Source organism: Lentisphaera araneosa HTCC2155 (assembly GCF_000170755.1).
GTDB classification, from domain to species: Bacteria; Verrucomicrobiota; Lentisphaeria; order Lentisphaerales; family Lentisphaeraceae; genus Lentisphaera; species Lentisphaera araneosa.
Genome location: NZ_ABCK01000004.1, coordinates 48317 through 71917 on the forward strand (window position 1 = coordinate 48317; position 23601 = coordinate 71917).

Genomic DNA, 23601 nt, shown 5'->3' on the forward strand with positions numbered 1-23601 from the left:
GAATTTATTTTTTCTTAAAAATTGTATAAAAGAGTAATTTTATCATTTTGGCGCAGTAGTTCATATTAACTACAATTAAATTCTACGGAGAACTCAATGACAAAATTAATCTACACTTTAATACTAGGGCTTTTAGTAAGTCCTATTTTTGCTCAAAGTGCTAAGCCTAATATCTTATGGCTTTTTTCAGATGATCATGCCTTTCAAGCTATTGGAGCTTACGGAGGGCGTTTTGAAAACATTAATTTAACCCCGAACCTCGATAGCATTGCCAAAGAAGGTTTAGTATTCGACCGTGCTTATGTAGGGAATTCAATCTGTGCCCCTAGCCGAGCTACGTTACTCACAGGTAAGCATAGTCACCTCAATGGGAAAATTGATAACCGTGGCCCTTTTAACCACGATCAACAGCAGTTTCAGAAAATCTTACAAAAGAGCGGTTACGAAACAGCAATGATCGGTAAAATTCACCTTAGTGGTAATATGCAGGGCTTTGATTATTGGGAAGTATTGCCTGGTCAAGGGGAATATTGGAATCCTTCTTTTGTTACCGAAGAGGGAAAAACTATTTATAAAGATGAACATTCGACTGATGTAATTACAAAACGGGCTTTAAGCTGGTTAAAAAATGATCGCTCGGCAGACAAACCCTTTATGCTCATGGTTCACTATAAAGCACCTCATAGAGCGTGGCAACCCACCACTCGCTGGAAAGAAAAATTCAAACACATGACTTTCCCCGAACCAGATACTTTGTTTGATGACTACAAGGGACGCGGTGCTGCGGCCAACGAACAAGATATGAGTATAGATATTACTATGCGCATGAAGCAAGACGTGAAAGCTGAGCAACCCGAACGTCAAGTAGAACTCGCTAAACTCGATCCCAATGATAAAAAAGGTCTTATCCGTTTAAAATATCAATGGTACATGCGCGATTATTTGGCTTGCATTGCAGGAGTTGATGAAAATATTGGTTTCATTCTAGATCACTTAAAAGCAAGGGGTCTCGATAAAAATACGATAGTGATGTACTCATCGGATCAAGGATTTTACTTAGGTGAACATGGTTGGTTTGATAAACGTCTCATGTATGAAGAGAGTTTTCGAACACCCTTATTGGTGAATTGGCCAGGAGTCACTCAAGCTGGAACGCGTAATTCAGACTTGGTCCAAAACATTGACTTTGCAGAAACCTTTTTAGATATTGCGGGTGTTGAAGCTCCGGACGATATGCAGGGAGAAAGTTTAGTTCCTTTATTTAAAGGTAAAACACCTGAAGATTGGAGAAAGCATCTCTATTACCACTATTATGAATACCCAGGTGCCCATAGTGTTCGTCGTCATGAAGGTGTTTCAGGCAAGCGTTTTAAACTCATTCGTTTCTACGGTAAAGATGTTCCTAATGGTGAAGAATGGGAATTTTTTGATCTTAAGAATGATCCTAAAGAAATGACGAGTCAGTACAATAACCCCGAGTACGCTGTGGAAATAGCAAAGCTTAAAAATGAGCTTCAAAACTTAAGAGATAAGTATGAAGTTGTCGACGTCCCGCAAAACTTGGGCAGTCGTAAAAAGAAGAAGAAATAATAAAACACTTAGTGTCGAGATAATTCTCGGCACAAGAGTTTCTTCTTAGATCATTTTCGCAAACTTTTTAAGTTCTATTACCTTAATTTATTTACTTAGCTGCTTTGCTCATGTAACTTTTAGGCTTTCATAGCGTAGTTCTTTGGAACACTAATAATCAACTATAAAGGAGTCCTGAATGTCGAAACTTTTAAATGCCTTAATCTTTTTATTTATTTTCAGCCCACTTTGGGCTGAAAACTCAAGTCCTAATATTGTTTGGATCTTTTCGGACGATCACACCCAAAAAGCTATTGGTGCTTATGGAAGTATTTTAAAATCAGTCAATCCCACGCCTAATCTAGATCGTTTGGCAAAAGAAGGTATGCTTTTTGAACGAAGCTATGTGGCGAATTCAATTTGCGCTCCATCACGAGCTACTTTGCTCACGGGCAAGCACAGCCATATCAATGGCAAAGTTGATAATATGGGCCCCTTTAATCACGATCAACAACAGTTTCAAAAGATCCTTCAGAAGAATGGTTATCAAACGGCAATGATCGGCAAAATTCACTTAGCAGGAAAAATGCAGGGCTTTGATTATTGGGAAGTCTTGCCCGGGCAGGGGAGCTATTATAATCCAGATTTCATTACTGAGAATGGCAAGACCAGTTACACTGGGTATGTGGCGGATATTGTCACAGAAAAATCTATTGATTGGCTAAAGAATAAGCGTGATAAAGAAAAGCCCTTTATGCTCATGGTTCATCACAAAGGTACACACCGTACTTGGATGGGAGCTCCACGTCATGTGGGACTTTATGATGATGTGACTCTGCCACAACCGAGTAATTTATTTGATGACTACAAAGGCCGTGGTACAGCGGCTAATAAGCAGGATATGTCACTCAAGATAACCATGAGGCATGCTGGAGATTTAAAAATTCGCAATGAAGCCGAAAAGAAAGAGTGGACTGAGAAATTTTCAAAAATGAAAGGCAAACCACGTGGTGAGCATGGTGCCTATTACCGCATGAATGATGAGCAAAGAAAAATCTGGGATGCCTCTTATGATCCTCGTAATGATAAGTTCTACGCACAAAATATTGAAAAGGGTTCAGATGAATGGATTCGTTGGGCTTATCAGCGTTATGTGAAGGATTACCTCAGAACCGCGAAAAGTATCGATGATTGTGTGGGTGAAGTCATGGATTACCTAGAAAAAGCGGGGCTCGAAGAAAATACGATTGTAATCTACGGTTCTGACCAGGGTTTTTACTTAGGCGAGCATGGTTGGTTTGATAAACGCTTTATGTATGAAGAATCCTTTAGTACACCACTCATAGCAAAATGGCCTGGACAAACCAAGCCTGGTTCACGTAACTCAGACCTCGTACAGAACATTGATTATGCCGAGACTTTCTTAGATATGGCGGGGGTTGAAGCTCCAAAAGATATGCAGGGCGAAAGTCTAGTTCCTTTACTCAAGGGAGAAAATCCTGCAAACTGGAGAAAGCACCTCTATTATCATTATTATGAATACCCGCACGGATCACATAGTGTTCGTCGTCATGAAGGTGTGACTGGCAAACGTTTTAAACTCATCCGTTTTTATGGAATCGACGTCCCAAATGGTGAGGAATGGGAGTTTTTTGACCTAAAAAATGACCCTGATGAAATGCAAAGTCAGTACAGTAACCCTGAGTACGCTGCGGAAATCGCAAAGCTTAAAAAAGAACTTCAAAATTTAAGAGACAAGTATGAAGTTGTCGAAGTGCCTCAAAAGCCCAAAAAAAAGAGAAAGTAATAATGTTAATGATGTGAGGCAAAGCCCCTAGTCGCCTGGTCAAGGGTCTTGCCAGACAGGCGGACAAAAAGTATTAGCCCATACGGCAGTATCTTGCAGGGAGAGCTTGAGAGGGACAGCGTCCTTCTCGTATGAGTCGCATCGTGCATCTTGTTATGTGGTGATTATGAAAAAATAAAAGATCTCAATGCCGACTTATATGTCGGCATTTTTTCATGATGAGGACTTATCTTTCTTCTCTCTGAGTTTATCTTTTTTGCTTTTGCGTTTACCCTTAATAGGACCTTTAGCTTGCTTCACTTCAACAGGAGTGATTTGATCAAATCCTTCAATGCGTTCTTTCTCTAATTTAATTCCAGCTTGCTTCTGGATAGTTTTAAAGTGATCTTCAGTTGCTGGATTAATAAATGAAATCGCCACGCCTTTTTGCCCAGCGCGTCCCGTACGACCAATACGGTGAACATAATCCATGGGTGAACGCGGCAAATCGTAATTAATCACGTGGCTCAATTTGCTGATATCAATACCTCTAGCAGCAATATCAGTGGCAATGAGAATAGGGAAGTCCTTGTTTTGAAAACGTTTCAAGACTTTGATGCGCTCATCCTGAGTGAGGTCACCATGAAAGTCTTGCGCTTGGATACCCGCTTTTTTGAGTTTGTTGGCCAAGTTAAAAGCCGAGCGTTTACTCGAAACAAAAATGATGGTGTGTTTCCATTGCTCATCTTTAAAGAGTTTCTGTAAAACTTGACGACGTAAATTGGCATCCACTTCAATGACGCGTTGTTCAATATTATCACCAGTGATCTGATCTCGACTTATGCGAAGTTCTACAGCTGCGTTAAGAAATTCTTCGGCGAGCTGCTGAACCTTTTGCGGTAGTGTTGCAGAAAAAAGTAAGTTTTGACGCTTTTTCGGTAGGGCCTCTAAGAGTTCTTTTAATTCATCTGCAAAGCCCAAGTCAAGCATTTTATCGGCTTCATCGAGAATGAGCATCTCGAGTTCAACGAGTCTAACTTCGCCTAAGTTAATCAATTCAATAATGCGACCTGGAGTCGCAATGAGAACATCTAAGCCCATGCGCAACTTGCGGATTTGACCATCAATATTCTCACCACCAATCAGCGTGGCAGTTTTAATGGGACGCAGAGAAAATTCAGCATAGTTCGTGAAAGCTTTTTCCACTTGAAGTGCTAGTTCACGCGTCGGAACTAAAACTAAACCTAAAATGGAGATCTTTTTCTTTTTGGGAGGAAGCGTATTGATGCGTTCGATTAAAGGAAAAGAGAAGGCCAATGTTTTGCCTGTACCTGTTTGAGATTCAGCTAAAAGATCCTTGCCTTCTTGAATGAGAGGTATGGCTTTCGCCTGTATATCAGTAGCTTCACTAAAATTAAGATTGTCGACTGCTCGGCTTAGGTAGTCAGGGAAATTCAGTTGCTCGAAGGACATGTAAAACTCTTTATCTATTATTAAATTAGAGAGATTAATAATACTTTTTAAATGTTTTACAAAATTGTTTCAATCATAGTTTCCTCTAGTTTTTAAATTAACGAGGCTAGGGAACAAAAAAAGGGACTCGGTTTGAGTCCCTTTTAAAATGACAATCAATAAAGCTTATAGCGTGCGTTGTAGCGCCACAACTTTACCTTGGATATAAACTTCTGCAGGCTCATAGAACTGCGTTTGGAACTCATCGTTGCAAGGACGTAATTCAATTTTACCATTGGTGAAAAAGAGTTGCTTTACAGTGGTATCACCATGAACCATAGCAACCACTATGTCACCTGCATTGGCATTGTCCTGCTGTTTGACAATAATTGAGTCACCATCGAGAATGCCCGCATCGCGCATACTCTCGCCATTGACCAAGAGAGCAAAAAGGCGACCATCTGCACGTAAGCCCTGGAAGGAGGCGGGGTCAATTTGGATTTCTCTTTCCACATTCTCTTCTGCCATAAGTGGCATGCCTGCAGAAATGCGACCGAGCATGGGAATGCTCAGCATAAAAGATAAGTTGCGCGGACGAGTAGTTGTATTAGTCACGGTCATGCTTCGTGCTTTACTACTACGAGTTAAATAACCCTTTCTTTGCAGTGCACGCACGTGAGCAAAACTCGTTGCGGATTTAATATTGAAGCGTTCAGCAATTTCATATATTGTCGGTGCCATGCCTTCGCGAGCAGTGAAGTCTTCGATGAAGTCGAGTGTTTCTTGTTGACGATCAGTTAAGCCTTTCATAGTAAAGTACCTTATATTAGTTAGTTAAAATAAGTTATTGACTAAAAAACTAAATTACAAGTATAAAATAGCTGTTTTTATAAAGAAAGACTTATTTTTATTAGCTACTGCTTTATCTAGTGTAAGGAAATATTTTATGTTTTAATCTTTTCACCCGCTTGTTAAGCATTTTGGAACAGCCTGTGTGGCAGCGCTACACCTTGCCGGGAAGGGTGCGGAGCCCCATAAGCGCTAACCAAAATTGACATTTAAAAATCCTAAATCATATTTGAATAATGTTGTTTTCATTAAATATAGTGACACCATAGCGCATTTTGACGAGCAAGTCGTAATTGATCACACCTTTGTTATCTTCATGATCGTGAAGGTGATTAGAAATAATACAGGCGTTCTCAAAAGCTTCTTCCATAGTCACTTTACTCACATCGTACTTTGCGCAGCCCGTTTCGCTGAGTGAGCGAGAAACAGCCACTTTATTTAAGTTGAATGGAGCGAGGAGGTCCATCGTCATTTTTGTGATAGCGATAAGCTTAAACCAAGCAATTGTAGACGATAACGGGTGTGCCACCAATAGCTAAGCCAAGATTCGAGTCAGCTTTCTTGCTCAATTATTGTATAAATAAATCAGAACAGGCTTTTTCAGCCATTGTTTTATTGTCGCAAATGTTAATTTTCAACTTAATAATCTCCTTGATATTTGTAAGGGAATACCGCTGAAACAAAGAAGATGTGACAATGAATTTCTGATTTATGTAAATAATAAATAAAAGTTTGATGAATCAAGACGAAACTTTGCCGAAGTCATTAAGAATTAAAAACTGTTGTGAGAAGTATATAATTCTGTCCTTTTTAAAAAAAAATCAGATTATTTCTAAATAAGGATGGGAAAAAGCTGGGGGATTGGGGAAGTAGTGTAAAAGCCTATTTAATTAGGGCTCATTGATTTTTTTTTTTTGAAAAATGGCAATGGGGTAGTTAAATAGGCTGAAATTGAAAAAGGCGCAGGTGTTTATGGATAATGATAGTCAAGAGAGATTTGTTATACTGCTCGGCCAGGTACAGCCCGACTTGAGGCGGTATATCTATTCACTCTGCCATAATACGGGGGATACGGAAGATATTTTTCAAGAAACCTCATTAGCTCTATGGCGAAAGTTTGATAGCTATGACAAATCTCAGCCTTTTCTCAATTGGGCCTTTCGTTTTGCCTATTTTGAAGTGATGAAATTTAGAGAAAAGGCAAAAAAACGACAGATTTTATCCGAAGAAACTCTTAAGCTCTTGTCAGAAGAATGTCAGAAAGATCAAGATATCAAAAAAGATCACGAACGCTTTTTGAGTGGCTGTGTGGCTAAACTAGATGACAAAGAAAAAAAGCTCGTCAAAATGCGCTATTCGCAAAAAATGACTGTGGTCAAAATAAATCAGTACTTTGGAGAAACGGGTAAGAAGATTTACCGAGCTTTAGAAAGAATCCGTTTTAAACTTTATGCCTGTATTGATAAGCATCTTGAAACAGAGGGCTTAAAATGAATTTCGAAACAAAAGTTAAACATCTAGTTTCAGCCCTTCTGGATGATAAGATCACAAGAGAAGAGGGCGAGCAACTGGATAAACTCCTTCAGGAAAGCGAAGAAGCTAGGAAGATTTATCGTCGCATGGTGGATATGGATATCGCCCTTCAGGAAACATCTGAATTTGAAGCTCCATTTAAGGACTTACCTCAGCCAGAAGAAATGCCGGAAAAATTCAGAGCCACACGCTTTCAGTTGCATGTTTTTCAGGCTATTGCAGCCAGTTTGCTCATAGCTTTAGTCATTACCTTTACTGAATCATCACCAGAAGTGGATAAAAGAGAAGTAGCTAAAAGCATTCCACAAACAGTAAAAACTGAAGAAATTGTTTTGGCACGAATTATTGAAATGAGTTCTAATGTGAATTGGCAGAGCGAGCCGTACTTAATTGGCGATGACTTATTTGCTGAGAAACTTGTTTTGACTGAAGGTTCAGTACTTATAAAATATGAGAATGGTGCAGAAATCAAACTTGAGGCACCCGTAAGTTATGAGCTTAGGTCATTGAGCTATGCAAAGATTGACTATGGTGATTTAGCTGCCAGGATTCCGCAAGCTGCTCAGGGCTTTACAGTTGATTCTCCGCGAGCATCAGTTGTTGATTTAGGAACTGAATTCTCAATGAAAGTGGATAAAAATGGCGAAACCCAAGTTTTTGTTTTTGAGGGAGAAGTTGAAACATCCCTCATTGGCGAAGATGGCAACACTTTTAAAAATGCGCGACTTAGTGCAAACGAAGGTGTCGTGATAAATGATGATTTGAGTTTGATAAAAGATCAGTCAAAAACTTCAAGTTTTGTGCGAATTAATACTGGAGAAAACCCCACTATTGGGATTTTAGATAAATATGTGGAAGAGGTAAAAAATGATCAACCTGTAGCTTACTGGCGTTTTGAAGAAGGAAGAGAGCATGTGAACGAAGCTAGTGAATTATTTCCCCTAAGTTTTGAAAATAGTCTGGCTCCAGAAAATGGCGTCTTGAGTTTTAAAGAGGGTTCTGATCATTACTTCCAGGTAAATTCTCCCATTCATGGCATCAATGCAAATGGCTATACGGTTGAATTTTGGCTTAACCCAGATGAGTACAGAAGTCAAATGTCATTATTATCTTTTGTTCTCCCTGATCAACCTACCTGGCATTTACTTTACACCTCTCTGACGGGTGAAAAAGACGGCTTGAAACACTCACCTTTTAATGTTCGAATGTCCAGCCGCTTCCCAGCTAATAATGGTTCCGGGGTGAATTGTTTTTCTAATCAAGCTTTTATGACTCGGCAGTGGAGTCATTATGTTTTTGTGAAAGACTCTCAAAACCTTTCAATTTATATAAACGGTGAATTAGCTAATACGGTTAAAACAAGCTTGGGTTCAGATAATCAAGCTTACCAACTATGTTTTGGGCGAATCGACTCTGAAAGAAGTATGAGATATTATATTGGGCAATTGGATGAACTGGCTATTTACAACTACCCCTTGGAAGCTGATCAAATTAAGGGGCATTTTGAAGCTCAGGTGAAATAGTTTCAAAAAATAATGTTTTTCACTGGGAAAAAACTTCAAGTTTGGGGAGATAGGGTAAAGAATAATTACGGAGCCCTTAATGCTTAAGAAAAATACACTTGTTATTGCCGTGCTGTCTTCGACGGCGATTTTCGCTGGCGACAAACTGCCTGAAAAAGTTTCCTTTAATGAACACATCCGTCCCATCTTTTCGAGTACTTGCTTCAATTGTCATGGGCCAGACGAACATGAAGCTAAAGCCCATTTACAGTTGCACAGTTTTGAAGCCGCTACTCAAGAACGGCATTATACCTCACGCTCAGGAAAGAAGAAATCTGCGTACCCCGCAATCATTCCGGGTAAACCTGACGAATCTATGGTTTGGGAGCGGATCATTTCAGATGATGAAGATGAAGTTATGCCTCCTGCAGACTTTCATCATACTTTAACTGATCGTGACAAAGCATTGGTGAAAAAATGGATTGAGCAGGGCGCAGAATATCAAGATCATTGGGCCTATGAAGCTGTGGAAAAGACAGAAGGCGAAATTGAGCCATCTCATATAGATAAATTAGTTGTCAAAAAGATCCATGAAAAAGGTTTTGCCAAGCGCAATGAAATGGATGAGAAAAACGTCCTTATCCGTCGTTTGAGTCTCGATTTGCGTGGGATGCTTCCGACTGTTGCAGAATTAAAAGCTTTTGAAAATGATCAATCAGCTAATGCATGGGGAAAATTAGTTGAGAGTTTTTTAGCCTCATCAGCTTATGGTGAACGTTTAGCTGTTCACTGGTTTGATTTAGTGCGCTACTCGAATTCAGTGGGTTTTCATGGTGACCAAGAACTTAAATCCGCACCCTATCGCGACTATGTGATCAAAGCTTTAAACGATAATATGCCTTACGATCAATTTACTCGTGAACAATTAGCAGGTGATTTACTGCCCAATCCCAGTCAAGATCAATTAATTGCCTCAGCTTATAATCGCCTCAATAAAGTCACAAAAGAAGGAGGTGCACAAGCAGGTGAATATCTTGCGAAGTACGCAGCAGATCGCGTCAGTAATTTATCCGCTGTTTGGTTGGGCTCAACTTTAGAATGTGCGGAATGCCATAACCATAAATACGATCCTTTTACGGCTAAAGATTTTTATACCATGTCAGCCTTTTTCGCTGATATTAAGCAAGAGGGTGTCTATTCGGGAGGGAATAACAATAAGTTTAAACCCGAAATCATACTTTTTAATGGTGAGGATGAGGGTAATTACAAGAAAGCTTTAGCTCAGCTTAAAAAGTTCAAAAAGAAGTCGCCAGAATATAAGAAACAGGAAAAGCTAGTAAAAGAACTTAAAGCTAAGGGGACTGTTTGTGTTATTACCGAAAGACAGAAGCCTCGTGTCACACGTGTCTTTCCAAGAGGTAATTGGATGGATACTTCAGGTGAGGTTGTTCAGCCCGCCGTACCACACTTCTTAAAGCAGATTGATAAGGAAGGCCGTGCGAATCGTTTGGATTTAGCAAATTGGCTCTGTTCTGATGCGAACCCCATGGCAGCACGAGCTTTTGTGAATCGCATTTGGGAACTTTACTTTGGCCGAGGTATTTCTGGCAATACCCATGACTTGGGCTCGCAGGGCGAATTCCCAGATAACCCCGAATTATTAGATTACTTAGCGAGTCACTTTGCCAAAGATTGGGATATTAAGAAAGTGATTAAAGCAATTGTCATGAGTGAGACTTATAGCTTAAGTACCAAAAGTTCTGAACAAATGAAAGAGCAAGACCCCTATAATCGCTACTTAGCGCGACAGTCTATCTTGCGATTGGATGCAGAGTTTATTCGTGATTCTAGCTTACAAATCAGTGGTTTATTGAATACGAAAATAGGGGGGCGTAACATTATGCCATACCAACCCCAAGGTTATTATTCCTCTATGAATCACAATCCTTTTAGGTACAAAGCTGAAAAAGGGGAAGAGCAGTATAGAAAAGCCGTTTACATGCATTTTCAGAGAACCTTTCTTCATCCTTTTCTCTTAAATTTTGATACGCCTAGTCGTGAGATTGCCCAGTGTTCGAGAACTCCTTCAAACACGCCACTTCAAGCTTTAACACTCCTCAATGATCCTACTTTTGTGGAAGCCGCAAAAATATTAGCTCAACGATTAATTAAAGAAGGTGGCAAGAGTTCAAAAGAAAAAATCACGTGGCTTTACCTTAATGCCTTGAGTCGTGAGGCTGATGCAGAGGAAATCGCCACTTTAGTCAGCTTCTATGAGCAACAGCTGAAGTTTTATCAATCGAGCCCTGAACAAGCTAAGAGTCTTTTAAATGTAGGCAACAAAAAAGTAGCGCCTCATTTAAATGCGGCGGAATTGGCTGCTTGGACTCAAGTAGCTCGCGGAGTTTTAAATATGCACGAATTTATTGTAAGGAGATAATCATGGATAGAAGACAGTTTTTAAAATATACCGGCTTTGCTGGAGCCACGATGATGAGTTCACCTTTGACTGCAGCAGGAACTCCTAATCCAGAATTTTTACTGAAGAGTGCGAAAGCCAAAAGAGTAATTTTCCTGACGATGTCCGGTGGCATGTCTCAATTTGAAAGTTTTGATAATAAACCCGTTCTCAAAAAATATGATGGCAAAAAAATGCCTATGGAGTACTTAAAAGGGCAGCAATTAGCTCAGCTTCAGGCGCAGAAAGAAATCCTCTGCTATGGACCTCAGTTCAAATTCAATAAGCACGGCCAATCGGGCCTAGAAATCTCTGAGCTCTTTCCTCATTTGGGTTCTGTTGCCGATGAATTAGCCATTGTAAAATCAGCGTATACAGAACAAATCAATCACGATCCTGCCATTAGTATGCTCAATGCGGGGACTTTTCTCAATGGTCGTCCGAGCATGGGCGCTTGGGTTAATTATGCTTTAGGAAGTGGGTCCAAAGATCTTCCAGGTTTTGTCGTTCTTGAATCAGTCAAAGGACGTAACCCACAACCCCTCTATGCTCGTCTGTGGAACAATGGCTTCCTCGATAGCGTTTTTCAGGGGGTGAAGTTCAACTCAAAAGGAGATACGGTTTATTACGTTAAGAATCCCAATGGAGTCGATCGCGTGCGTCAGGGACAATTGATTAAAACGATTAATAAACTCAATCGTTTTTCTTCAAGTCACATGGATGACGACGAAATCTCCACTCGAATCCAACAATACGAAATGGCTCATAGAATGCAAAGTAGTATTCCCGATCTCATGGACATGAGTAAAGAGCCTGCTCAAATTGCCGATATTTACGGTTGCAAGCCAGGTGATGGTTCCTTCGCTTCGAATTGCCTCATGGCTCGCAAGCTCGCCGAACGTGGGGTTCGTTTTATACAGCTCTACCACCGTGGTTGGGATCATCATGATGGCATTCGCAAGTATATGCCAATTTGTGCAGAAGCAGTGGATCAGGGTACAGCCGCATTAATTAAAGACCTCAAACAGAGAGATATGTTGAAAGATACACTCATTGTCTTTGCGGGAGAATTTGGGCGTACGCCCATGTCGCAAACGACAAAAAAGACGGGTCATGCTGGTCGTGATCACCACATGAAATCAATGTCATACTTTATGTGTGGTGGCGGGATTAAAGGCGGGGTTTCTGTTGGTGAAACAGATGAACTCGGTTACAAGCCAGTTGAGGATGCTCATCATATTCGCGATATGCATGCCACAATGCTTCATCTACTCGGTATCAACCACAAAAAGCTCACGGTACGTTTCCAAGGTCTCGATAATCGCCTCACAGGTGTGGAAGAAGCTCACCTGATTAAGAAAGTTCTTGCGTAGCTATGATTAAGGGGGGAGTTTAATTCCCCGCACTTTCTAAATAGACAGGGTTGTTCACCGGTCTTTTACGATGAGCAGCTGTAGTGCGAGACTCCACCGGTATTGAAGAATTCTTTCGGTTTGAGGCGGTAGTACTTCTCTTCAATTTCTTTAGATTGCTCTTCATAAGGCTTGAGCAAGACTTCTTGAAGCTCTTTAACTAAGGAGTAATCCCCTTTCGCCGCTTGTTCGTAGGCTGGCACGACTAACCATTCACGCCAAGCGTACTTGGGGTTCACTCCTTTCATTTGTTCGGAGATTTCACTTAGGTCACCATTCTCAGAAACAAGTTCACGCCAAGTTTTGAGCCAAGTCTGCCATTGCTCAAGAAGATCTTTAGACGCGGGAATATAGAAGCTTTTTTCTAAGGCAGAAACGTCCTCGGGGATATGGGAGAGTTCTCTGAAAAAGATTGTGTAATCGACTTTAGTATTCATCATCAGTGCCATTAACTGGCTAAACAATTCAGCATTGAAGGTCTTAAGGCCGAGTTTGGCTTCCCACATCTTCTTGATCTCATTTTTAATGAGTTCCGAGAAGTCGGCACGGACTTGTTCGAGTTTCTCGAGTGCTTGGGGATCATCGCCAAGAAGGGTACAAAGAGCCGTGTAAAACATGTGGAAATTCTTTTCTGCAGCGGCGTGTTGGTTGAAGAATTCAAAGTGATTACCACCACCAGTCCAAGGCTGGAATTCGGGATCAAAAACTTCACAAAAACCAAAGGGACCATAGTCGAGTGTGTAGCCACCAGCGGGGCAATTATCACTATTGAAATTGCCCTGGCAAAAACCAATGCGGAGCCAATGGGCCACTAAGGAGCTGAGACGAAGGCTAAAGAGTTTGGCTAATTCAAGAACTTGATCTGCAAAGGGGTCTGATTGATCGATTTCTTGCTTATATTCTCTGTCAATCAAATGAGTGACAATCATGCGTAACTCTTCGAGGACCTCGGGATGGGCATGGCTTCGAGCACGACGGGCAAAGAGTTCCACTTGACCAACGCGTAGAAAAGAGGGTGCCACACGAGTAGAAATCGCTACTGGATTATCCACATGTATATCGGGGTTGATGGAACCAGAATCCTCGGAATACCAAGGACGACTAACCGTTTCTGATTTCGATACATAGAGGCTTAAAGAACGGGATGTGGGAATGCCTAGTGCATGCATGTATTCTTGGGCGAGGAACTCGCGTACACTTGAACGCAAGACCGCACGACCATCACCACCACGGCAATAAGGTGTCGTTCCACTGCCTTTTAACTGCATTTCCCAGCGCTTGCCCTTAGAAACTAACTCAATGATTGAGATGGCTCGCCCATCGCCATAGCCATTGCCAGTACGAAAGGGGCATTGATGTGTGTATTCTCTGCCATAGATCGAAAGGGCATAGCCCGTTGCCCAGCCATATGGACGCATAGGTTCACGAGCTACAGATAGATCACCAGAAAACATTTGACAGAACTCTTTATTGTGGGCCATGTCATTACTGAGTCCGAGTTCTTCAAACAAAGTAGAACTATGACTTATATATTCGGGGTTTGGGAGTGGGGTAGGAGTGACCGGTACATAGTGTCCTGAAAAGACTTCACGAGCATGGTGGTTTTCGCCATTTGGCTTGGCATCAGGATCGGCATTTAACTTATCCATGAGGGAGTAGTCTGCTAAACGAATAAAGTCGTCGAAGGATGTGATATTTTCTTTGCTAGACGATGTTAATGGGTCTGTCATTCTCGTGAAACCTATGATTGTTATGAAACTTCGTGGAAGTATGGATTTGCTAAATTTTCTTGAGGAAGTTTATATCTTAGGTTCTGTAAGTTCAATGTGCTTTTTTATTATCCATGAATAAGTAGAGAAAGGTATTTAGTCAAATGAATAGTAAATATAGTTTGTTTTACAAAGAGCATGTTATTTTATAGGATGAATTTACTACAAAATAAGCGTATGGGAGCTCAATAATTATGTAAGTTTATAGCAACTATGATAAGGGAGTTAGTTAAGTCTTTTGAAAAATTCCAATATCATATTCCATACAAAATACATCAGCGAGTAATCTTAATAATTAATCCTTATACATTAACTAAGCTAAAGTAAAAAATGGAGTTTAAGAATAAACTATACTTTATTGGTGACTTAGGAGTATTGCATATTTTTAAATAAAATGTCTCTATGGTTTTGAATTAAATACTTCCCAAGAAAAATCAAGAATATGCACATGATTAAAACCTCTTCTGGCTCAGGAACTAAAGCAGAGTTTTCAATTAATTCTTGTACGTTAGCGGTACCAATATCAACGGCAAAAAGTAAATCATCATAATCTTTGTCACCACCATTATATAGATCTTCAAAACCAAGAAAAAGATAGGACGAATCTTCTAATGCAAAACTTACAACATGTTGTAATCCATCTGGATTAGTGTCCGTATCTGTTGAGTAGATGTGAGAACCACCATTTGCACCATTACCAATCAAGAAAAAATCCAAATCTGTACCTGCGCTAAAATTACCTAATTCTACATAGTCACCTACATTTAATGGATAAGCTTCGCTATTATGCCAATTTAAGCTACTAGCATCTGGGAATATGAGTTGTGGATTACCTGTATTTATTCCATTGCCATCAGGGTTATAACCTAGACTATTATGGTATCCAGCACCTTCACTAACAAAATAAACACGTATGTCGGAATCATAATTCAAATTAAGTTTTGTCGGATCCAGAGCCAAGCTTGTAACTGCGTCTGTACTTAAAGCAACACCGGAAGCTAGGTTGTTTTGTACTATTTCCTGGATTTCAGGCAAATAATTAGTTTGAAAATCAATTGAGTCGGTATCTGAAGCAGCAGTATATACTTGACCCACAATATCTAAGCCAAAAGGTCTGTCAATTGATTGATAGGGAGATATAGTTCCCTCTGCTTGGGCGTTTCCAGCTATAATTGATGATAAGATAAGTAAGCTTACCTTTATTTTATTTTGCATTTTTCCTTCTCCAAAACTACTTTCTCAGTAATTTATTTGTTTTTTGTTTTCTTGAAATGAAAGGGCAAGGTGCCGAATCAAAAATAATAAAAATATCACAATAAGAACTATTTCTTGAGCTTCGGGAACCAAAGCAGAGTTTTCAATTAATTCTTGAACATTTGCAGTACCAATATCGACTGCGAAAAGTAAATCATTAAAATCCATATCCCCACCATTGTAGAGATCTTCAAAACCTATTAGTAAATATGATGAGTTTTCGATGGCAAAACTTACAACATGTTGAATGCCATCAGGGTTAACATCTTCATCAGTTGAGTAAACGTATTGACCACCATATGCACCATTAGCAATTAAAAAAAAGTCGAGTTCAGTACCTGCAGAAATTGTACCTAAATTAGCAAAATCACCTTGTGCTAGCGGAGTACCACTAGTTCTAACTGTTGGAGTGTTTGGGTTTAAATAGTCTGATGAAGTAGATGCGTCAGGGAAAATTAATTGTGGATCTCCAGAGGTGACACCTCCACCTTCCGTGTTAAAACCTAAGGTATTGTGATAACCTGCACCTTCTCCGACAAAATAAATTCTAAGATCAGAATCATTCGATAAAGAAAGTTTAGACGAATCAAGTGCAACACTATTTAAATAATCAGTATTTAAACTTAAGCGTTCATTAAGGTTAGAATCGATTATTTGGTTGAGTTCAGGTAAATAATTTTCATAAAAATCTGTAGATTTAGTGTCTGAATCTGCCATGTAAACAAAATCAACTATATCTAGTCCAAAAGGTCTTGCATTTGCCTGTACAGGTGAAATTGTCGCTTCAGCATAGCCGTAAAAAGATAAACAAAGGCTTATAATTATCATCCAGCTTAATGATATTTTTTTAACTTTCATGATCGAACTCCTTCAAGTTTGTTTTTATAGATTCTGTGAGATTTATATAATCATTTTGATAAATATAATGATTGATGAAATTCATTATTTGTTCTTTATTCTGACCTTTAATTCTTGTGAGTTGCCAATTCCTTGGTTGACCTCTGAGCCTTAATGATATGTCTTTGCTCAAAACATCTATCATATCCGTATAAAACTCTTCGTTTTGCGCAAACCAATATGCATAATATCTTGTTTGAGTTCCACGACTTACATTAATGAGTTTTATATTAGATTTATTATTCAAGGTTAATATTTCAGATTGAGTTATTTTCCAGTTGGCACCTTTTAAACAATATTCTGGGGAGTGCATGCTGTGACGTTCATTATTATGAACAGAGATCATGAGCTGCACAGCTTCTTCCCCCGATTTGTATTCGCGACAGATAACTTGGCCATTTTCAAAAAAATTGCTGAGATATAATGGTATTTGTTGTTTTTCACCTGTCCAAGGTCCTATTACATAGCTTGGTTTTATTTGAGTTTTTTCATTCACACCATTGTGAAGAATTAAGCTTGAAACTGCAAATATTAGAATAACTAAGTAAGAATGTTTAATCCTCTTTAAATTTTGTCTTAGGGGCAATTGTTTATGTAAGTTTAACGGAAGGAATAAATAGCTGATGGTCATCAATATACATAGAGCAAATTTAACCACCAAAGGGTCTGATTGTAAATTTGACGGGAGTGGCCCATAGGTAGTAATTAAGTATGAGCTTACAGGGAAGGCACAAAATAAAACCATTAAAGCGGGCAAGAAAAGGTGTAAATTAACGAGACCTTTTAACTGAATGATATAAGTACATATGAGCATAATAAATGCCATGAACCAGATAGCGTTAATATCAAAAAATAAAGAATTGACGATTAAAATTTGAACAATTAGGAAAGCTACGCTTGGTACATTTTTTTTGTTTTTTTTGTACTTCACTCTCACCAAGGTTGTTTTGATTAAGAAGCAAGACATGATAAAAAATATCCATGAATGTTTATCTAAAGGAGAATTTACCCATGCCTCTAAAGTATCTATTAAAAAAGATGAAAAGATTATGAAGTAGATGATTCCGAGACAAATCTCTTTTCTATTTCCTTCATTTTGTGGTGTCAATTTCTGCTTATTACTAAATCGAAGGAATAAGTGGATGCTCATCATACTTATTGTAAACCAAATCATTCCAACAATACTGTGACTTAAACCTTCTATGGGATTGGAAGTAATAATTCCCATAATAATTAGTGTTGAAATTCTTAAAGAATTAAAACATACCGCCATAAAGACAAGTGATATGAAACAGTAAGAGAATTTTCTAATTGATAGACAATTGGAGAGTACACATAGAATGGTGCCAAAAGATAAAATATATTTTAGAGTGGAAGAACCACTGCAAGCTGGGACTACATCAAATTTAATTCCATGAGAGATAATGATGGTGCCATTTATTTCTATATCTGAGATAAATAACTGCAAGAAAGCGTATGAGAAATTACTTGAGAATTGTCTTAGAGGAAAGTTTATAAGTGGTTCAAAAACACTCATAAATAAATACATTAACACGCCACATGTTAATGCACTTAATAGTTTTGAGTTCCTCTTAATCATTTAATCAGCCTCAATACTTGCGATATAGTTTTTTACATTTTGTATAGAAACAATATTTGTATTTAAATCACTTTCTGATATGTGGCCTAAACAAGCTTTATAAGTAGAGAGTGCTTCATCATTACGATTTAAGTTTCTATAACTTTCAGCTAAATTAAATAGTAATTTAGGACTATTTGATTTTTTAAAAAACTCATTTTGTTTCAACAAACTAATAGTTTGCTCGTAAAGTTTATTAGCATTTAAAATTGAACTGTAGGTATGTAATATTTTATCATTATGAGGTGATATATCATAGGCTATTCGAGCATCTTTGATGGCAGCATCAAATTGACCGTCTAGATATAAATTCCATGCGATATTATTATGAATTTGAGCGTTTTTTTCTTGCTTATTAAGTGTAATTCTGTAAAGTTTTACTGCTTCACTATGAAGTTTTAAAGATTCACAAATTATGGCTAAACGAGTAAGGTCATTTACGTCAATATTTAATAGATTTATTTTTTTCTCAAAATCATCAAAACGTCCAGTTTTTATCATAGCCTCTGACCAATAGTAGAGAGCATTAGGATTATCTAGTTTATTATTTAAGATTTTTATGATATTTGAATGCTTTTCTAAATGTCTATCAATGGCAACTTGGGCAAGAAGCAACTGAATATCATCACTACTCCCTAGACTAGATTTAATTATTGCTTTGGCTTTACTGGGCTTATTATTTTTTATGGAATTTTGTATGGCCATGTAGCTTACTATTGGTGGAGAATTAAACTCGAGTTCATTGTCCTCAATATAGGACATCGCCATATTAAATTGTTTTAAGCGGATATAGCATTCTGCAAGTAGAAGTTTTTCTCGCCTGGTCTTGCAAAGTTGATTATTATTGTAATGAAGAAGGTTTGTCGCTTGAGTCCATTTTTTTTGTAACATCAATGCTTTTATAGTGAGTATGTTGATGTCTCGATTGGACCTAAAATATAATGGGAGCGAATTTATAAGGCTCATGGCTTTATCACCACCTTCATCATTTAAGGCAAATGTAATTTTAAGAATATTAAAGTTAATTGATTTTGGGTCATTATATTTAATTTTTTCATACAAAACTTTTGCGTCAGCAAATTTATCACTTTGTAATTTTGCTATGCAAAGTCCAATAGTCGCTTCTTCAAATAAATCTTTGTTTTGACTTAAGTTTTTAAAGATTTCTGATGCAACATTTATGTTATTAGAATCCAAATAACGATAGGCAATTGCAATGGCAAGTAGATTATTTTCTAGACAGGCTTTTTTGAACTCTGAGCTTATGTCATTTACTTCAATCTGATCAATGACCAAAAGTTTTAGTTGATCAAGTCTATTTGTATTTAATTCCACTACTTCAAATAATTTTAATACCTTCGAAAAATTTTGATTAATTATTTCCTCATAGAGGTTTACTTCTTGTGGATTAAAATAACTTGTTTTCTCATCTAAAAGTTTTTTTGCTAATTCAAAATCTTTAGCTTTTAAATGCACAAGGATAAGGTCTTCTAAAGCATTTTTATCTGAGGGGAAATATTTTATTTTTAGTTCCTTAATCCTCCTAAGGCTCTGAGGTTTTTTATTGAGAGTGTAAATCATGGCTAACTGATCGAAATAAGCTTTTGTGTATAATCCTCTTGCAAATTGTCTCTTGATCAACTCCTCAGCAATGAGGTGCTGGTTCTCAATTAGTGCGGAACTTATCCAAAGTTTAGTAAGTAGGGGACTCAGTTTTATTGTAGAATCTGCAATGGTATTAGAATACTCTAATACCTTGTTATGTTTATTTTGAGAGTGATAAAACTGTACTATGAGTAATTGACTTAAAGGTAACTTAGGCAATAACCGCGAGATTTTATTTACTGGAAGATCGTGTTTGAGGATATTGTTTGATAAATAATTATAGAGTAAAATTTCGCCCTCTATTTTTGGGTCATCTGAATAAACTTCGTCAATTAATTGTTCGATGGATTTTAAATCTTTTTGAATGTAATAAATATTTGCTTGTAATAACCTTTTGTTTATTAAGTGATTATCATTATCCTGTAGGTTAAAATCATCCATTAACTTTAATGTCTTGAGACTTTGAGCATAATTATTCATTAAAAAATCACAGTATGCACTTTCAAGTAATACGTTTTTTGATTCAGGATAAATGATTCTTGCTTTTGATAAAACGATTTTAGCAGCATCGTAGCGTCCGGCTAAAAAATATAACCTAGAGTATGTGAGAAGACCTTTCTCTTTTAGTAGTTCTTTGCGATAACAATCCGCCAGGAAATTAATACCTCCTAAATAATCTTTTTTTATAATGTAACAGTTGGCAATTCGTTGAGCGATTATAGAGCTTGGTTTGTTTTCAAAATATTTTCTCCATAAATCCCACGCTTCATTGAATTTATTAAATTGAATTAGTAGATCGCCATGAGTCAAAACTCTGTCTTCATTTGAACTTAGCTGATAAGCCATTTTTAGTAGTTTATCTTGTTCACTAAAATTTGAACGAGCATAGCTCTTTCTTAATGAGTAAATCCTGAGTATGATATCTCGAGTCTTTAGACCATTATCCCAAGCTTTTTTAGCAAACGATATGCTTTCGGCATTATTAGAAATTATTTGAGCAGTGGAACTAGCTTGCCATAATAATTTTGAGTCATCCGGTTTGATTTTAATGGCTGCTTTTATTGCTCTGTGTGCATGATGATAATGACCCAAATCAGTAAATTTATCATAATCATTAACATGGTCTTCAAAAGTTTTTGGTTTTTGAATTTCTTTTTGTTTTAATTGACTGTGAACCAAATAGCAGCACATAGCTACTAAACTTATTGATACAATCACTAAATATTTTTTCTTTATCATCACACCACTCGATTTCTATATATTTTAAGTTAGAAAGTCTAAAGCAATATTGAGGATATTATTGGTATGATTTTATATAAACATATAAATTATAATGATTTAAATTTTTTATATATTTTTTCAATGATCCTGTTGTGCGGATTACTTTACAGGTTTGTCTGAACAATGAAACACCCTTATTAATAAAGAATGTATTTAAATTTATGTTATATGCTTAGAGATTCTTTGATTTAGACGTATAAATATTTTTTTCTAACACTAGCAAATTCAGAGGGCCAGAAATGAGTAAGAGGGCGGTAATAAGGGTGGAGAAAACTCCAAGGAAAATACTAATTTTAGCAGCTAAACCACCGTGGTTGGGATCATCATGATGGCATTCGCAAGTATATGCCAATTTGTGCAGAAGCAGTGGATCAGGGTACAGCCGCATTAATTAAAGACCTCAAACAGAGAGATATGTTGAAAGATACACTCATTGTCTTTGCGGGAGAATTTGGGCGTACGCCCATGTCGCAAACGACAAAAAAGACGGGTCATGCTGGTCGTGATCACCACATGAAATCAATGTCATACTTTATGTGTGGTGGCGGGATTAAAGGCGGGGTTTCTGTTGGTGAAACAGATGAACTCGGTTACAAGCCAGTTGAGGATGCTCATCATATTCGCGATATGCATGCCACAATGCTTCATCTACTCGGTATCAACCACAAAAAGCTCACGGTACGTTTCCAAGGTCTCGATAATCGCCTCACAGGTGTGGAAGAAGCTCACCTGATTAAGAAAGTTCTTGCGTAGCTATGATTAAGGGGGGAGTTTAATTCCCCGCACTTTCTAAATAGACAGGGTTGTTCACCGGTCTTTTACGATGAGCAGCTGTAGTGCGAGACTCCACCGGTATTGAAGAATTCTTTAGGTTTGAGGCGGTAGTACTTATCTTCAATTTCTTTGGATTGCTCTTCATATGGTTTGAGCAAGACTTCTTGAAGCTCTTTAACTAAGGAGTAATCACCTTTTGCCGCTTGTTCGTAGGCTGGAACCACTAACCATTCACGCCAAGCGTACTTGGGGTTCACTCCTTTCATTTGTTCGGAGATTTCACTCAGCTCACCATTCTCAGAAACAAGTTTACGCCAAGTTTTGAGCCAAGTTTGCCATTGCTCAAGAAGGTCTTTCGATGCGGGAATATAAAAACTTTTTTCTAAGGTAGAAACGTCCTCGGGGATGTGGCAGAGTTCTCTGAAAAAGATTGTGTAATCGACTTTAGTATTCATCATCAGTGCCATTAACTGACTAAATAATTCGGCATTGAAGGTCTTAAGGCCGAGTTTGGCTTCCCACATCTTCTTGATCTCATTTTTAATGAGTTCCGAGAAGTCGGCACGGACTTGTTCGAGTTTCTCGAGTGCTTGGGGATCATCTCCAAGAAGGGTACAAAGAGCTGTGTAAAACATGTGGAAGTTCTTTTCTGCAGCTGCGTGTTGGTTGAAGAATTCAAAGTGATTACCCCCACCAGTCCACGGCTGGAATTCGGGATCAAAAACTTCACAAAAACCAAAGGGGCCATAGTCGAGTGTGTAGCCACCTACGGGGCAGTTATCACTATTGAAATTGCCCTGGCAAAAACCAACGCGGAGCCAATTGGCTACTAAGGAGCTGAGACGAAGGCTAAAGAGTTTGGCTAATTCAAGGACTTGATCTGCCAAGGGGTCTGATTGATCGATTTCTTGCTTATATTCTCTGTCAATCAAATGAGTGACAATCATGCGTAACTCTTCGAGGACCTCGGGATGGGCATGGCTTCGAGCACGGCGAGCAAAGAGTTCCACTTGACCAACGCGCAGAAAAGAGGGTGCCACACGAGTAGAAATTGCCACTGGATTATCCACATGTATATCTGGGTTGACGGAACCAGAATCCTCGGAATACCAGGGACGACTAACCGTTTCTGATTTCGATACATAGAGGCTTAAAGAACGGGATGTGGGAATGCCTAGTGCATGCATGTATTCTTGGGCGAGGAACTCGCGTACACTTGAACGCAAGACCGCACGACCATCACCACCACGGCAATAAGGTGTCGTTCCACTGCCTTTTAACTGCATTTTCCAGCGCTTGCCCTTAGAAACTAACTCAATGATTGAGGTGGCTCGCCCATCACCATAGCCATTGCCAGTACGAAAGGGGCATTGATGTGTGTATTCTCTGCCATAGATCGAAAGGGCATAGCCCGTTGCCCAACCATATGGGCGCATAGGTGCTCGAGCTACAGATAGATCACCAGAAAACATTTGACAGAACTCTTTATTGTGGGCCATGTCATTACTGAGTCCGAGTTCTTCAAACAAAGTAGAGCTATGACTTATATATTCGGGGTTTGGGAGTGGGGTAGGAGTGACCGGTACATAGTGTCCTGAAAAGACTTCACGAGCATGGTGGTTTTCGCCATTTGGCTTGGCATCAGGATCGGCATTTAACTTATCCATGAGGGAGTAGTCTGCTAAACGAATAAAGTCGTCGAAGGATGTGATATTTTCTTTGCTAGACGATGTTAATGGGTCTGTCATTATCGTGAAACCTATGATTGTTATGAAACTTCGTGAAAGTATGGATTTGCTAAATTTTCTTGAGGAAGTTTAT

15 protein-coding genes and 1 pseudogene are annotated in these 23601 nt (G+C 38.5%); 7 read left to right on the forward strand and 9 right to left on the reverse strand.

From position 1 onward, the window contains the following. Positions 1-96: 96 nt before the first annotated feature. Both LNTAR_RS04660 and LNTAR_RS04665 read left to right on the forward strand, forming a co-directional pair. The gene (locus LNTAR_RS04660) at positions 97-1590 is read left to right on the forward strand and encodes a sulfatase family protein (RefSeq protein WP_007277482.1); all 1494 of its coding nucleotides are present in this window, start codon (positions 97-99) and stop codon (positions 1588-1590) included. Between the two features lie 178 nt (positions 1591-1768). Next, the gene (locus tag LNTAR_RS04665; RefSeq protein ID WP_007277483.1) at positions 1769-3376 is read left to right on the forward strand and encodes a sulfatase family protein; all 1608 of its coding nucleotides are present in this window, start codon (positions 1769-1771) and stop codon (positions 3374-3376) included. A 213-nt stretch (positions 3377-3589) separates the two neighbouring features. On the opposite strand, the gene LNTAR_RS04670 is transcribed toward LNTAR_RS04665, so the two are convergent. The 3 genes from LNTAR_RS04670 to LNTAR_RS04680 all read right to left on the reverse strand — a co-directional run bounded on the left by LNTAR_RS04670 (position 3590) and on the right by LNTAR_RS04680 (position 6185). After that, complete coding sequence (locus LNTAR_RS04670; protein ID WP_007277484.1) at positions 3590-4828, reverse strand: DEAD/DEAH box helicase; 1239 nt, start codon at positions 4826-4828, stop codon at positions 3590-3592. Positions 4829-4993: 165 nt separating this feature from the next. After that, positions 4994-5617 (reverse strand): transcriptional repressor LexA, encoded by a 624-nt coding sequence (gene lexA / locus LNTAR_RS04675; RefSeq protein ID WP_007277485.1) that lies wholly within the window; start codon positions 5615-5617, stop codon positions 4994-4996. 262 nt (positions 5618-5879) lie between these two features. After that, positions 5880-6185: an NAD(P)-dependent oxidoreductase gene (locus LNTAR_RS04680; RefSeq protein ID WP_157473232.1), complete on the reverse strand. Its 306-nt coding sequence runs from the start codon at positions 6183-6185 to the stop codon at positions 5880-5882. A 443-nt stretch (positions 6186-6628) separates the two neighbouring features. On the opposite strand from LNTAR_RS04680, the gene LNTAR_RS04685 reads away from it, so the two are divergent. From LNTAR_RS04685 to LNTAR_RS04700, 4 genes are all read left to right on the forward strand, one after another. Beyond that, complete coding sequence (locus LNTAR_RS04685) at positions 6629-7150, forward strand: sigma-70 family RNA polymerase sigma factor (protein ID WP_007277487.1); 522 nt, start codon at positions 6629-6631, stop codon at positions 7148-7150. Continuing rightward, positions 7147-8712, forward strand: coding sequence for a LamG-like jellyroll fold domain-containing protein (locus LNTAR_RS04690; protein ID WP_007277488.1), 1566 nt, complete (start codon positions 7147-7149; stop codon positions 8710-8712). Before LNTAR_RS04685 ends, LNTAR_RS04690 begins: the two co-directional genes overlap by 4 nt. Before the next feature lie 79 nt (positions 8713-8791). Next, on the forward strand, positions 8792-11131 hold the full coding sequence (locus tag LNTAR_RS04695) for a PSD1 and planctomycete cytochrome C domain-containing protein (protein WP_007277489.1): 2340 nt from the start codon (positions 8792-8794) through the stop codon (positions 11129-11131). A gap of 2 nt (positions 11132-11133) precedes the next feature. Next, positions 11134-12522: a DUF1501 domain-containing protein gene (locus LNTAR_RS04700; RefSeq protein WP_007277490.1), complete on the forward strand. Its 1389-nt coding sequence runs from the start codon at positions 11134-11136 to the stop codon at positions 12520-12522. A 65-nt stretch (positions 12523-12587) separates the two neighbouring features. Here LNTAR_RS04700 and LNTAR_RS04705 read toward each other — a convergent pair whose 3' ends face one another. The 5 genes from LNTAR_RS04705 to LNTAR_RS04730 all read right to left on the reverse strand — a co-directional run bounded on the left by LNTAR_RS04705 (position 12588) and on the right by LNTAR_RS04730 (position 20964). Next, on the reverse strand, positions 12588-14291 hold the full coding sequence (locus LNTAR_RS04705) for a protein adenylyltransferase SelO (protein WP_007277491.1): 1704 nt from the start codon (positions 14289-14291) through the stop codon (positions 12588-12590). Positions 14292-14696: 405 nt separating this feature from the next. Continuing rightward, on the reverse strand, positions 14697-15545 hold the full coding sequence (locus LNTAR_RS25155; RefSeq protein ID WP_007277492.1) for a DUF4114 domain-containing protein: 849 nt from the start codon (positions 15543-15545) through the stop codon (positions 14697-14699). 24 nt (positions 15546-15569) lie between these two features. Further along, positions 15570-16442 (reverse strand): DUF4114 domain-containing protein, encoded by an 873-nt coding sequence (locus tag LNTAR_RS25160; RefSeq protein ID WP_007277493.1) that lies wholly within the window; start codon positions 16440-16442, stop codon positions 15570-15572. Next, the gene (locus LNTAR_RS04720; protein ID WP_083799948.1) at positions 16432-18081 is read right to left on the reverse strand and encodes an exosortase C-terminal domain/associated protein EpsI; all 1650 of its coding nucleotides are present in this window, start codon (positions 18079-18081) and stop codon (positions 16432-16434) included. The genes LNTAR_RS25160 and LNTAR_RS04720 overlap by 11 nt, the downstream gene beginning before the upstream one ends. Then, positions 18082-20964, reverse strand: coding sequence for a tetratricopeptide repeat protein (locus LNTAR_RS04730; protein ID WP_157473235.1), 2883 nt, complete (start codon positions 20962-20964; stop codon positions 18082-18084). A gap of 339 nt (positions 20965-21303) precedes the next feature. Between LNTAR_RS04730 and LNTAR_RS04735 the strand changes: the two are divergent. Beyond that, positions 21304-21759, forward strand: a pseudogene (locus LNTAR_RS04735) (DUF1501 domain-containing protein); the annotation flags it as partial. Between the two features lie 65 nt (positions 21760-21824). Here LNTAR_RS04735 and LNTAR_RS04740 read toward each other — a convergent pair. Then, positions 21825-23528, reverse strand: a complete 1704-nt coding sequence (locus tag LNTAR_RS04740; RefSeq protein WP_007277498.1) for a protein adenylyltransferase SelO — start codon at positions 23526-23528, stop codon at positions 21825-21827. Positions 23529-23601 lie beyond the last annotated feature (73 nt).